Annotated in this window: 11 protein-coding genes and 1 tRNA gene; 10 read left to right on the top strand and 2 right to left on the bottom strand. The window is 65.4% G+C overall.

Annotated elements, in window-relative coordinates; all coding sequences use genetic code 11:
• Window positions 1-73 precede the first annotated feature (73 nt).
• Together AB870_RS01640 and AB870_RS01635 are read left to right on the top strand one after the other, a co-directional pair.
• A complete protein-coding gene (locus tag AB870_RS01640) occupies window positions 74-1,003 on the top strand; it encodes a LysR family transcriptional regulator (protein ID WP_047906672.1) in 930 nt (309 codons plus the stop codon).
• Between the two features lie 305 nt (window positions 1,004-1,308).
• The gene (locus tag AB870_RS01635; RefSeq protein WP_047908677.1) at window positions 1,309-3,018 is read left to right on the top strand and encodes an acid phosphatase; all 1,710 of its coding nucleotides are present in this window, start codon (window positions 1,309-1,311) and stop codon (window positions 3,016-3,018) included.
• Window positions 3,019-3,099: 81 nt separating this feature from the next.
• Here AB870_RS01635 and AB870_RS01630 read toward each other — a convergent pair whose 3' ends face one another.
• Window positions 3,100-3,555: a MarR family winged helix-turn-helix transcriptional regulator gene (locus AB870_RS01630; RefSeq protein ID WP_047906671.1), complete on the bottom strand. Its 456-nt coding sequence runs from the start codon at window positions 3,553-3,555 to the stop codon at window positions 3,100-3,102.
• A gap of 194 nt (window positions 3,556-3,749) precedes the next feature.
• Here AB870_RS01630 and AB870_RS01625 point away from each other — a divergent pair, with 194 nt between their 5' ends.
• From AB870_RS01625 to AB870_RS01605, 5 genes are all read left to right on the top strand, one after another.
• A complete protein-coding gene (locus tag AB870_RS01625; RefSeq protein ID WP_047908676.1) occupies window positions 3,750-5,447 on the top strand; it encodes an FAD-dependent monooxygenase in 1,698 nt (565 codons plus the stop codon).
• A 33-nt stretch (window positions 5,448-5,480) separates the two neighbouring features.
• Entirely contained in the window at window positions 5,481-5,672 is a 192-nt protein-coding gene (locus AB870_RS01620) for a hypothetical protein (protein ID WP_047906670.1), read from the top strand.
• Window positions 5,673-5,925: 253 nt separating this feature from the next.
• The gene (locus tag AB870_RS01615; RefSeq protein ID WP_047906669.1) at window positions 5,926-6,738 is read left to right on the top strand and encodes an NYN domain-containing protein; all 813 of its coding nucleotides are present in this window, start codon (window positions 5,926-5,928) and stop codon (window positions 6,736-6,738) included.
• A 111-nt stretch (window positions 6,739-6,849) separates the two neighbouring features.
• Window positions 6,850-6,926, top strand: a tRNA-Val gene (locus tag AB870_RS01610).
• 365 nt (window positions 6,927-7,291) lie between these two features.
• On the top strand, window positions 7,292-7,585 hold the full coding sequence (locus tag AB870_RS01605) for a hypothetical protein (RefSeq protein WP_047908675.1): 294 nt from the start codon (window positions 7,292-7,294) through the stop codon (window positions 7,583-7,585).
• A 170-nt stretch (window positions 7,586-7,755) separates the two neighbouring features.
• Here the strand turns inward: AB870_RS01605 and AB870_RS01600 are convergent, their stop codons facing one another.
• Complete coding sequence (locus tag AB870_RS01600; protein ID WP_047908674.1) at window positions 7,756-8,649, bottom strand: LysR family transcriptional regulator; 894 nt, start codon at window positions 8,647-8,649, stop codon at window positions 7,756-7,758.
• 146 nt (window positions 8,650-8,795) lie between these two features.
• On the opposite strand from AB870_RS01600, the gene AB870_RS01595 reads away from it, so the two are divergent.
• The 3 genes from AB870_RS01595 (at window position 8,796) to AB870_RS01580 (ending at window position 11,849) form a co-directional block, all read left to right on the top strand.
• On the top strand, window positions 8,796-9,482 hold the full coding sequence (locus tag AB870_RS01595; RefSeq protein ID WP_047906668.1) for a glutathione S-transferase family protein: 687 nt from the start codon (window positions 8,796-8,798) through the stop codon (window positions 9,480-9,482).
• Window positions 9,483-9,529: 47 nt separating this feature from the next.
• Window positions 9,530-10,507: a pyridoxamine 5'-phosphate oxidase family protein gene (locus AB870_RS01590; RefSeq protein WP_047906667.1), complete on the top strand. Its 978-nt coding sequence runs from the start codon at window positions 9,530-9,532 to the stop codon at window positions 10,505-10,507.
• A gap of 493 nt (window positions 10,508-11,000) precedes the next feature.
• Window positions 11,001-11,849, top strand: a complete 849-nt coding sequence (locus AB870_RS01580; RefSeq protein WP_047906665.1) for a DMT family transporter — start codon at window positions 11,001-11,003, stop codon at window positions 11,847-11,849.
• The last annotated feature ends 126 nt before the right edge of the window (window positions 11,850-11,975 follow it).

Raw genomic sequence — 11,975 nt, 5'->3', positions numbered from 1 at the left:
TCATCGTAGTCACGCCACTCGCGCAAAAAAAGCCCATAATGACGATCACTTTGTTGCATCGATCGAGCAAATCATGGACCGTCTGACGGCAATGCGTGTCTTTGCGGAAGTGGCCGAACGCGGCTCGCTCACGGCCGCGGCACAGCGTCTCGATATGTCGCGCGCGATGGTCTCGCGCTATCTGGCGGAACTCGAAGCGTGGCTCGGCACGCGCTTGCTGCATCGCACCACACGGGCCGTCAGCCTCACCGACGCCGGCAACGACGCCCTGCCGCGCTGTCGCGAAATGCTCGGCATCGCCGACGATCTGGCCAGCGCCTCGAACGCGGGCAGCACACCGCGAGGCCTGTTGCGCGTGGCGTGCAGCACCTCGCTCGGGCAGGCGTTTCTCGCTGCGGCCGTCACGCGCTTCATCGTGCGGCATCCGGGCGTGGCGATCGACCTGGTGGTCGCGGATCGCACGGTCGATCTGGTCGACGAGCGCATCGATCTGGCGATTCGCGTGACGACGGAACCTTCACCGGGCCTCATCGCCCGTAAGCTCGCCACATGTCATTCGGTGGTCTGTGCCGCGCCGTCCTATCTTCAGCGCCATGGCACGCCGGAGCGCGCCGAAGACCTTGCGCTTCACAACTGCCTGACGTACACGTATTTCGGCAAGAGCCTCTGGCAATTCACACATAACGGTGTGCCGCTCGGCGTGCCGGTCGGGGGCAATCTGTCGGCCAACGAAGTGAACGTCGTGTTCGCGGCGACGCTCGCTGGCGCGGGCATCTCGATGCAGCCGGTCTACTCGGCGCTGCCGCATCTGCGCGACGGCACGCTGCGTGCGCTGCTGCCCGACTACGTGCCGCGCGAGATGACCGTCTACGGCGTCTACATTTCCCGCAAACAAATGCCAAGCGCCCTGCGCGCGCTGATCGACGATCTCGTGCTGCAATTCCGCACGGGACTGTTCGAAGACACCGGCTATCCGGGACGCGGTGCGGCGCCCTTGGCCTGAGCGGACGACATCGCAAGTCCACGGCGGCCTGGCGCTCCCGCCTCCACCCGCCTCCGCCCGCCTCCACCCGCCGCCATCACGCAAGCTCCACCGAATCTCGCCGCGTTTCGCGCTGCGGGGCGTCCGGGAGATGTCACCGAAATGTCACATTCCCCGCGTAAAAACGTCGCTTGCCTCGCCCGCCCGGGCAAGCTGACGAAGTCGCGCCGTACTTGTTGCACGGCACCCCCTTGCGTCACGCCTTGCCGACACGGTCGCGGGCGCTCACGCGCGCCCCACTGCCCGACACGTCAACCAAGGACATCATGACGCACGACACCACGCCCCAGCCGCAAGATCCGGCACTCGACCCTGAGCTCTCGCACGACGACGATCCGGCGAACCCGTCGCGTCGCCGCATTCTTCAGGGACTGGCCGCCATCGGCGCGGCCGGCGCCACCGGGGCCGCGCTGAGCGGTTGTGCGACCGAAGGCGGCGCAGGCGCACCGACGGCGGTCGCGACGGGGGGCACATTCGATGCACAGCTCAAGGCGAACGTCAAAACGGTCGTCGTGATCTATCTCGAGAACCGCAGCTTCAACAACCTGTTCGCCGACTTCCCGGGACTGGAAAAGCCGCTGTCGAAGGTACCCGCGTCGGCCTACACGCAGCTCGACCGCGACGGCAAGACGCCGATGTCGCTGCTGCCCCCGGTCTTCGACGGTCTGGTGCCGCGCGCTCAGACGATCGGCGGCAAGAAGTACCACATCGCGGAGAAAGACATCGCTCGCCAGCCGAACGCGCCTTTCATGCTCAAGGACGCCGAGGGCAAGCTGCTGCCGACATCGGTCATCACGCGCGATCTGTGGCATCTGTTCTGGCAGAACCAGATGCAGATCAACGACGGTGCGAACAACCAGTTCGCCGCATGGGCCGACTCGGGCGGTCTGGTCATGGGCTATTACGGTGAGACCGCCAAAACGCTCGACATGTACAAGATCGCCCAGCAGTACACGATGTGCGACAACTTCTTCATGGCGGCCTTCGGCGGTTCGTTCCTGAACCATCAGTTCCTCGTGACGGCGCGCCCGCCGATGTATCCGAACGCCGCACAGAGCCCGGCCAAGGACAAGATCGCCGTGCTGGCCGACGGCCCGCAAGGCGTGCGTCTGGCGATCTCGCCGGAGTCGCCCGCCTCGGCCGCCGACGGCAAACCGAAATTCGTGCGGGACGGCGCGATCACGCCGGACAACTACGCCGTGAACACGATGATGCCGGCCTATCAGCCGTCACCGGTCAAACCCGCCGCCTCGGGCGACAAGCGAATGGCCGATCCCATGAATCCGATGACGCTGCCACCGCAAAACTACGCGACCATCGGCGACCTGCTCTCGGACAAGGGCGTGTCATGGGCGTGGTATGCGGGGGCGTGGCAGTCCGCGCTCGATCACAAGGGGGGGGCCGACAAGCCGAACTTCCAGTATCACCATCAACCGTTCAATTACTTCGCCCAGTTCGCACCGGGCACGGCGGCACGCGAAACGCATCTGCGCGACGCAGGCGAAGGCGATAGCCCGATCTCGAACAAATTCATCGGCGATGCAATCGCGGGCAAGCTGCCCGCCGTCACTTTCTACAAGCCGCAGGGCAATCTGAATCAGCACGCCGGTTATTCGGACGTGGAGTCGGGGGACCAGCACGTCGCGAACGTGCTGGCGCATCTGATGAAGTCACCGCAGTGGAACAACATGGTTGTCATCATCACGTATGACGAGAATGGCGGCTGGTGGGATCACGTCGCCCCGCCGAAGGGGGATCGCTGGGGGCCGGGTTCGCGCATTCCGGCGCTCGTGGTCTCGCCGTTCGCCAAACGCGGCAATGTCGATCACACGTTCTACGACACCACGTCGATCCTGCGTTTCGTTACGCGTCTGCACGATCTGCCCACGCTCGAAGGCATTGCCTACCGCAACGCCGCCTTCGCCGCACGCGGCGCAAACCCGCCGGGCGACCTGACCAAAACGCTGACGTTCTGAAAATCAAGGGCACTCCCGGGTGCCCTTGGGTGCGCTGTTTCGTTCTCGACGCCTTGGGTGTTGCGCCGTGTCGTGAGCGGCTCAGGCCTGCTCGTCGAGTTCGTCCGAGCGCAGCAACAACTTGTCGAGCAAACGTTCGTACACGCGCATTTCGTCGTCCGACAGCGCTTCGAACAGCCGCTCGTAGTGCGTGCGGGCTGCCTCGATCACCACACGCCACACGCGCTCGCCCTCGGCGGTGAGGGTCACTTTTACCGCGCGGCCGTCGTGCTCGTCCGGCGCGCGGCGCACCAGCCCGCGCGAGACCAGCCCGTCCGCCCCGCGGCTCGCCTGACTCTTGTCCAGATTCGCGCGGCGTGCCAGCTCCGAATTCGACAATGCCCCGGCCGTGCCGACGGCCGCCAGCACACGCGACTCCGCCAGACTCAGTTGCGCGCCATGCGCGTACGACTGAGAGATGCGCCTGTCGTGCTGCTTCATCAGGCGGTGCATCTTGTACGTCAGGAACTGGTCGAGCGATTTGTGGGATGGCCGCATTTCAGTGTTTTCCCCTAGACGAAATGGGTCGATATTTTGTTGCGAACGCAACATTAGCACACTAGAATTGTTGCGTTAGCAACTAAATGCTCGATGACGTCTCGCGTCATTCGCGCGTGGTGCATGCGCCGTCTCGCCGCAGACACGAGACCCGCTGCACGCGCGCCGAGCCGCCTTTCGGGTGCCGCATCGCCATGCACAAACCAGAGACCACTCCGCGCGCATCGCTCTACCACGCGTATCGCGTCTACGCGCATTACCATCCGCAGCCCGCACCGCACAGCAGCGCGCCGGACGCGCCCGTCACCGTCGTGGGCGGCGGCCCCATCGGCATGGTCACGGCGCTCGCCCTCGCGCGCCACGGCGTGCGCTGTGTCGTGTTGCAGGCCGAGCAGCAGGTCTCGGAAGGCAGCCGTGCCATCGTCTTCACGCGTCGCTCGCAGGAAATTCTGCAAGCCGTCGGCGTGTCGGACGCCGTGGTCGCCAATGGCCTGCCATGGACGAGCGGCAATTCGTACTATCGTGGCCAGCGCGTGTTCCGCATGGAATCGCCGGTCGACGAAGACGATCGCTTCGCGCCGCTCATCAACTTGCAGCAGAACGTGCTGGAGAGCTATCTCGTGGAGGCCATCGCGCGCGAGCCGCTCGTCGAGATTCGCTGGGGCAACAAGCTCATTGGCATGACGCAGGACGACGACGGCGTTACGTTGCAGATCGACACGCCGCAAGGCGAGTACACGCAGCGCACCGGCTGGCTGGTGGCCGCCGACGGCGCCCGCTCCACGGTGCGCACCGCGCTCGGCCTGCGCTTCGAAGGCGCAAGCTACGAGGGGCGTTTCGTCATCGCGGACATTCGCATCGATCTCGACTTGCCGACCGAGCGGCTTGCCTACTTCGCACCCGACTGGAATCCCGGCAACACGGTGTTGATGCACCGCGAACCGGGCGGCATCTGGCGCGTTGACTATCAATTGCCGGTCGAGGAGACGTCCGAACACGCGCTGCAACCCGACACGATTCGCCAACGCATCGACGCGCAGCTCGACATGATGGGACTGGGCGGCAAGCCCTGGGAACTCGACTGGTGCTCGGTGTATTCGGCTCGCGCGCTGACGCTGCCCGACTATGTGCACAGACGCATTCTCTTCGCGGGCGACGCCGCGCACCTGCTGCCGATCTTCGGCGTGCGCGGCGCGAACACCGGCTTCCAGGACGCCATCGATCTGTCGTGGAAACTCGCGGCGGTCGTGAAAGGTTCGGCACCGGCGCCGCTGCTCGCGTCTTATACGCACGACCGCGTGGGCGCCGCGCGCGAGATCATCGCCGAGGCGGGCAAGAGCACCCGTTTCATGACGCCGCCGTCGCATGGTTTTCGTGTGCTGCGCGACGCCGTGCTCGATCTCTCGCTCGATCATGAATTCGTTCGTCCGCTGTTCCATTGGCGCACGTCGCGCGCCCACGACTATCGCGACTCGCCGCTCAACAGCCCGAGCGACGACAACGCGGCCATGCGCGCAGGGCCTGGCGTTGGCGCACCGGCACCCAATGTGAAGCTCGGCGAGAACGACTATTTCTACGACCACCTCGGGGCCGCGTTTCATCTGGTGACGTTCGGCGATAGCCCGCTGCCCGGCGCGCTGCGCGAGGAAATCGAGACATGGCGCGAGCGTGGTGTGGCGCTGCGCGTGATCGCCTTCGCGACGTCGCAACACGACGTTGGCGGCGCCGATCTCACACTGGCCGATGCGAACGGCCGTGCCGCGGCAAAGTACGGCGCACAAGCGGGTACATCGTATCTCGTGCGCCCCGACCACCACATCTGCGCGCGGTGGCAGCGCCTGGACGCTTCGCGCCTGGCCGACGCGCTCGCGCAAGCGACGGCGCGCCGCTGAACGGCGGTGTCGACGATAACCGAGGAATTCATCATGACCGCCCAACCATCCGCCATTGCCGGCCTCGAAGACATTTACGACACGCTGGCATTGGCCATCGACGCCGCACCGCAAGACAGCCGCGAGCTGTTGCTCGCCAAAGTCGTGCTGCTGCTCGCCAACGAAGTGCGCGATCCCAAGCGGGTGATCGAACTCATCGGGCAGGCCGCGAACAGTGCGCAATAGCGCGCAAGGACGTGTGCACGCTCGGGCTGGCGGTCGTCAATGCCCCGGGCAATATCGGTTCGAGCGTGGACCGACGCGGTGACGCGGACGCCGGGAAGTTCGTCGCGCGGAAAAATCGGAACCGTCCGAGGCATGGCGGTCACGGTTCCGGGCCATAATGCGAACGTCACGAACGTCATGCGAGCCTCCCGACACGTTTGACAGGTCGGGGCGCATCGCAACGCGCCAGCGCTCACGTCAAAGGAACTCCGCCATGCCAGTCGCAACGCCAGTGGCCGCTCAGGGCCCCACGCTCGTCGTGCTCATCGACGCCGATAACGCCGCGCCTGCCATCGTTGAAGGATTGCTCACCGAGGTCGCCAAGTATGGTGTGGCGAGCGTGAAGCGCATCTATGGCGACTGGACGAAACCGAATCTCGACGGCTGGAAGAAGTGCCTGCTCGAATATTCGATTCAACCGATTCAGCAGTTCCGGTACACCGTCGGCAAGAACGCCACCGACAGCGCCATGATCATCGACGCGATGGATCTGCTCTACACCGGGCGCTTCGACGGCTTCTGCCTCGTCTCCAGCGACAGCGACTTCACGCGGCTCGCGTCGCGCATTCGCGAGCAGGGACTGATCGTGTATGGCTTCGGCGAACGCAAAACGCCACAGCCCTTCGTCACGGCGTGCGACAAATTCATCTACACCGAACTGCTGCGCCAGGATGACGAGCCCGACGACGACGAGGCCCCCACACCGCGCAAGCGTCGCAGCGCGTCGGAACTCAAGCGCGACACCCGTCTGGTGCGACTGCTGCGCAACGCCGTCACGGGCGTGTCGGACGAAGACGGATGGGCCTCCCTCGGCGCGATGGGCAGCCATATCGCGAAGCAGGCCCCCGACTTCGACGCGCGCAACTATGGTTTCGGAAAGCTGAGCGACCTGGTGGCGACCATCGGTCTGTTCGATGTGGAGCAGCGCGCTGGCAGCGGCGGCAACAAGGGTATCTGGGTTCGCATGAAGCCCAGGCGCGGGGCGTCGGCGGCACCGCCTTCACCCCGGACCAGACGCAGCGAGTAAGCCGCACGAATGTTCATGCATCGATCGCATCGACTTTTTCAGCTTTTTTTGCGAAACCTTTGCGAAACGCTTGCCAGCCTCCGAAATTCCCCATATACTCGCGGTCTTTCCAGGCTCGTAGCTCAGTTGGTTAGAGCACCACCTTGACATGGTGGGGGTCGTTGGTTCGAATCCAATCGAGCCTACCAACGAACAAAAAACACAAGGCGTCCGCGTTTTCGCGCGACGCCTTTTGTTTTTTCGGCGATCGCTTCCCCTCCCACTCCCCCCGTTCCTCCCGCTCGCACGCCGGCGTCATCGCACCATACGGCGGCGGCGCCGGGCGATTCGCGCGACGTCCACACGCGTTACAAAACGACACATCCCGAACACCCTCGTAGCACCTGCTACGCGAGGCCATCGCTAGACTGGCATCAACGGTTCGACGAAAGCCCCGTCCGGAAAGCAAGGTCCCCGGCTCCCGCGTCACCGATCCCGGCTCACAGGCTCATTGCCCACGCGCACGCAGTCGACGGCATCCCGCAAAACGCTGCGCGCGCTCATGGAGGACACCATGAAACGCATTCTCATCATCGCTGCCCTCGGCGCTGCCGCCGCTGTTGCATCGACCGCCGCATCGGCCCATGTGGACGTCGGCCTCTATCTCGGCGTTCCGGCGCCGGTCGTCGCGCCGGCGCCCGTCTACGTCGCACCGCAGCCGGTGTATGTGGAACCGCGCCCGGTGTACCGCGCGCCGCAACCGGTCGTGTACTACGGTCGCGATCGCTGGGACGACTGGCGCGAGCGCCGCTGGGAACATCGTCGCTGGGAAGAGCGGCATGACCGCGGCTGGCACCGTGGCTGGTAAGCCGGCAGTCGAGAACGGATAACGCGCGTCCGGTCACACGGCACATGGCCACCGCCTGACCGGTGAAAGAACGAAGCGGCCCGCCGGTTGGCGTCGGCGGGCTTTTTAAGCGGGAAGCGGCTCCGTCGCTTTCCGCGTTCTTTTGTCTGGCGCTCCGGGCATGACGCCGCCTACGTCATCACCACGGTGTGCAGCTCCCGCTTCATCCAGTCGACGAATGCCCGCGTGCGCGACGGCAACAAGCGCGCATGCGGATAGACGATGCTCACCGGCCGGGCGGGTCCTTCGAAATCCTTCAGCACACGCACGAGCCGCCCATCGGCCAGCGCCCCCGCCACCTGATACGACAGGAAGCATCCGTAGCCCACACCATCGACGCAGGCCTCGACGGCCGTCATACCGTGGCTGACTTCGAGATTGCCATCGACCGCGACGACCGACTCTCGACCGTTCTCCCAGAATCGCCACTGTCCATAGCCGCCGCCGTGCGAGCGAATGCAATTCTTGCCGATCAGATCGCGCGGGTGCTTCACCTCGCCCTGCTCGGCGATACATGCGGGACTCGCCACCACCACACGCCGGATCGCACCGATGGCTTGTGCAACGAGCGTGGAGTCGTCGAGCGGCGAGATACGGATACCGACGTCGATCCCCTCCTCCCACAGATTCACGACGCGGTCGTTGAGCAGGAGACGGCATTTGACGGCGGGATAAGCGCGCAGGAACCGGTACAGTGCCGGCGCGACGTGCAGTTGCCCGAACAGCACCGGCGCGGTGACGACAAGCGTGCCGGACGGCGCTTCGTGGCGCGCAGCCAGGCGCGCCTCGGCCTCATGCAATTCGCTCAGGATCTGGCGGCAGGTGTCGAGATAGGCTCGCCCCTCCTCGGTGAGCGCGATGCGTCGCGTGGTGCGATTGAGCAGGCGCACGTCGAGCGACGTTTCCAGCGCCGCCAGCGTGCGCACCACCGCCGGAAGGGAGGCGTCGAGACTTCGCGCCGCTGCGCTCAGGCTGCCCTGATCCACAATGGCGACGAACGTCTGCATTGCACGAAGTTTGTCCATGCGGCGCATGATTACTCCGATTTCCGGAGTAGTCAAATCATATTGAGACCATTTATCCGGAAATCGGCGTTATGGACAATGGAGGTATCGCGTGACGGCTCCGAGCTTCAGAGCCTACGTTCTCACCCGTAACCCGGAGATGCCCCATGACCCAGCCCGCCACTGCCCACACCGACGCTCCCGCCCGCCCGGATCGCCCGATCAAGCTGTATCGACTCATACTCTCGGGCCACTGTCACCGCATCGAACTGATGCTCAATCTGCTGGATCTGCCGTATGAGACCGTCGACATCGACCTCGGTGCGGGAGAACACAAGCAACCGGCATACCTCGCCATCAATCCGTTCGGTCAGGTACCGGCCATCGACGACAACGGCGTGGTGCTTGCGGACTCGAACGCCATCCTCGTCTATCTCGCGAACCGGTACGACACGCAACGCACATGGCTGCCGCGCGATGCCGTGGCCGCCGCACACGTGCAACGCTGGCTGTCGGTAGCGGCCGGCGATCTGGCGTTCGGCGCAGCCGCGGCGCGTGTGGCCGTCCTGTTCAATCGCGACGTCGATACGAGTGCAATGGTCGAGCGCGGTGTGCTGCTGCTCTCGCGTCTGGAAGCGCATCTCACGGCACCCAACGCCACGCCCTTCGTCGCGGCCGCCATTCCAACGATTGCTGACGTCGCGCTGTACACGTATCTCGCGCATGCCCCGGAAGGCAACGTATCGCTCCAGCCGTATCCCGCCGTGCGGGCCTGGCTGGCACGCATCGAAGCGCTGCCACGCTTCGTGCCCATGCCCGCGTCGCCGTGCGGTTTGAACGCCGTCGCGGCATGAGGGCCGCATCGCTTACGTCACTTAGGTCACTTAGGTCACTTACGTCCATGAACGCCCCCACACCGTCGCCGCTTCAACGCGAGTCGCCGTTTCACGCCGGCGAAATCTATGTGCAGACGCTCGCCGGTTCGCGCGATGCGATGGCGGAGGTCGGCGCCCGGGTCATCCGGCTCGCGATGCCCGATCAGCATCGTCAGTTCTTCGCGCAACTGCCGTTTCTCGTCGTGGGCGCGCTCGATGCCCAAGCGCAGCCGTGGGCCACGCTGCTCAGCGGCGCGCCCGGCTTTGCCTACTCACCCGATCCTGCATTGTTGCGCGTGAACGCCTTTGTGCCGCCGACCGACCCGCTGCATGGGGCGCTGCGACCGGGTGCGCCGCTCGGACTGCTCGGCATCGAACCGTCGACGCGGCGACGCAATCGCGTGAACGGCACCATCGAGGCCGTGGACACACAAGGTTTCACCCTGCGTGTTGCCCAGAGCTTCGGCAACTGCCCGCAGTACATTCGCATGCGCGAGAGCACATCGCAGGCGCACGAAGCGCCGCCGGTGGCCGAGCCGTCGCAATCGTCGCTCGACGACGACGCGCAACGGCAAATCGCGAGCGCGGACACGTTCTTCATCGCCACACATTACGCCGGCGATGGCGCGACCGAACGCAGTGCCGGCACGGATGTCTCGCATCGCGGCGGCAAACCGGGGTTCGTGCGTGTCGAAAATGCCACCACCCTGGTGTGGCCCGACTTTCGCGGCAACTCGTTCTACAACACACTCGGCAACCTGCACGTCAATCCGCGCGCGGGCATGGTATTCGTCGACTTCGCGTCGGGCGGCTTCCTGCATATCGCCGGCGATGCCGAAGTGCTCTGGCACGATGACGCGCAAAGCGGCTTCGAAGGTGCGCTGCGGCTGGTCCGCCTGCGCGTGCGGGAAGTCCGGCGCGTGCGTGGGGCGTTACCCGAGGTCTGGCGCGATGGCGAAGCCTCGCCGAGCGTGGAGCGCACCGGCGAGTGGCCGGCGGCCTGAACCTCGGCGAAGTGTGGCGCACCGCTTGCTGGCCATCGAAGCGCCGTGTACAGTGTGTCAGCGCTTGTCGAGTGACAAGCGTGCCTGAATCTCTACATCGATCCATGACTGCCAAATCGTCCCTCCGACTCGCTGTCTCGCCGCCGCAACGCGGTGCCGGCGCTCGGCTGCGCGGACGTTTAGCCGTCGTGGCCGTCGCGGCGCCTCCCCCGCCGTGCGGCGTGGCACCGCCCTCCATGGTGGTCGCACACGTCGTCGCCGACGTCGTGGCAAGCGTGGCCGTCGCCGCCTGAGGCGACGTCCGGGCCGGGTGATCGTCACCCGGCACGCGACCACACGGCTTTTTCATTCCGAATTTCAGTTTCGTTCCGTTCGTCTTCACGCGTTGCGCGGCCCGGACTGGTGCGGCTACGCGTCGCCAGCCGCTCGCGCGCGGCGCGATAGCGCCGGCGTGCCATCCGGCCCACGGGACGAACCGCACAGGGGAAAATCGATGCAAGTTGACGGTTTCGCGTGGCGCCGGCATGGCGCGACGCTTTTGTTCGTTCTGCTTTGGAGCGGTGGCGCACTGGCCGCCAAATGGGGGCTGGCGCACGCGTCGGCGTTTGCGTTTCTGGTCATCCGCCTCGGCGTCGCGCTCGCGGCCCTCACGCTGATTGCGCTCACGAGGCGACAGTGGTGGCCGGTGCCGGGCACGCGGTGGCAGGTGGTCGGCACCGGGGTGCTGCTCGTCGGGGGGTATCAGGCGGCGTATCTGCTGGCGCTTGCGAACGGCATCACTCCCGGCGCCTTGGCGACCGTGCTCGGTGTTCAGCCGATTCTCACGCTCGTGGCGCTGGAACGGCGTCATGGCGCGCGGCGTCTGGCGGGGCTTACCGTCGCACTGGCCGGGTTGGCACTCGTCGTCGCACAAAGTCTGATGTCGGCAAGGCTCTCCGCAGCGGGCTCGATATGGGCACTGAGCGCGCTCGCCTGCATGACGCTCGGCACCCTCGCGCAAAAGGGCTCACGCCAGACGCCGCTCGACGTATTGCCCTTGCAGTACGCCGTCGGTCTGGCGTTGGCCTTGCTGATCGCGCCGATGCAGCCGCTGCACTTCGACGGCACGGTAGGGTTCTGGCTCCCGATGCTCTATATGGGACTCGTGATTTCCGTTGGTGCGACCCTGCTGCTCTATCGCATGATCGCGACGGGCAATCTCGTGACCGTCACCAGTCTGTTTTATCTGGTGCCCGTGGTGACCGCACTGCTCGACTGGGCCATCTTCGGTCATCGACCCACGGCGCTGGCGGTTGCGGGGACGGCGGCGATTTTGCTGGGGCTGCGGCTGGCGTTGCGTTAGCCAGTTGGCGTGTCGTACCGAAGCAGGCGTCCGGCGAAAGGATGCCGTAGGTCGGATAAGATTGTCGGCCTCGGGTGACAATACCGGCGCAAGTCGGCTCGTTGTCCCCCCTCACTCTCTGAAGAC

The organism is Pandoraea faecigallinarum, from assembly GCF_001029105.3.
Taxonomy (GTDB): Bacteria; Pseudomonadota; Gammaproteobacteria; order Burkholderiales; family Burkholderiaceae; genus Pandoraea; species Pandoraea faecigallinarum.
Note: the sequence above shows the minus strand (reverse complement) of the source record. Positions and strands in the feature narration are given on the sequence as shown.

Bases quoted from the DNA above. Each gene is read 5' to 3' on its own strand.
- AB870_RS01640 (WP_047906672.1), top strand. From the start codon at position 74: ATGGACCGTCTGACGGCAATGCGTGTCTTTGCGGAAGTGGCCGAACGC.
- AB870_RS01635 (WP_047908677.1), top strand. From the start codon at position 1,309: ATGACGCACGACACCACGCCCCAGCCGCAAGATCCGGCACTCGACCCT.
- AB870_RS01630 (WP_047906671.1), bottom strand. From the start codon at position 3,555: ATGCGGCCATCCCACAAATCGCTCGACCAGTTCCTGACGTACAAGATG.
- AB870_RS01625 (WP_047908676.1), top strand. From the start codon at position 3,750: ATGCACAAACCAGAGACCACTCCGCGCGCATCGCTCTACCACGCGTAT.
- AB870_RS01620 (WP_047906670.1), top strand. From the start codon at position 5,481: ATGACCGCCCAACCATCCGCCATTGCCGGCCTCGAAGACATTTACGAC.
- AB870_RS01615 (WP_047906669.1), top strand. From the start codon at position 5,926: ATGCCAGTCGCAACGCCAGTGGCCGCTCAGGGCCCCACGCTCGTCGTG.
- AB870_RS01605 (WP_047908675.1), top strand. From the start codon at position 7,292: ATGAAACGCATTCTCATCATCGCTGCCCTCGGCGCTGCCGCCGCTGTT.
- AB870_RS01600 (WP_047908674.1), bottom strand. From the start codon at position 8,649: ATGGACAAACTTCGTGCAATGCAGACGTTCGTCGCCATTGTGGATCAG.
- AB870_RS01595 (WP_047906668.1), top strand. From the start codon at position 8,796: ATGACCCAGCCCGCCACTGCCCACACCGACGCTCCCGCCCGCCCGGAT.
- AB870_RS01590 (WP_047906667.1), top strand. From the start codon at position 9,530: ATGAACGCCCCCACACCGTCGCCGCTTCAACGCGAGTCGCCGTTTCAC.
- AB870_RS01580 (WP_047906665.1), top strand. From the start codon at position 11,001: ATGCAAGTTGACGGTTTCGCGTGGCGCCGGCATGGCGCGACGCTTTTG.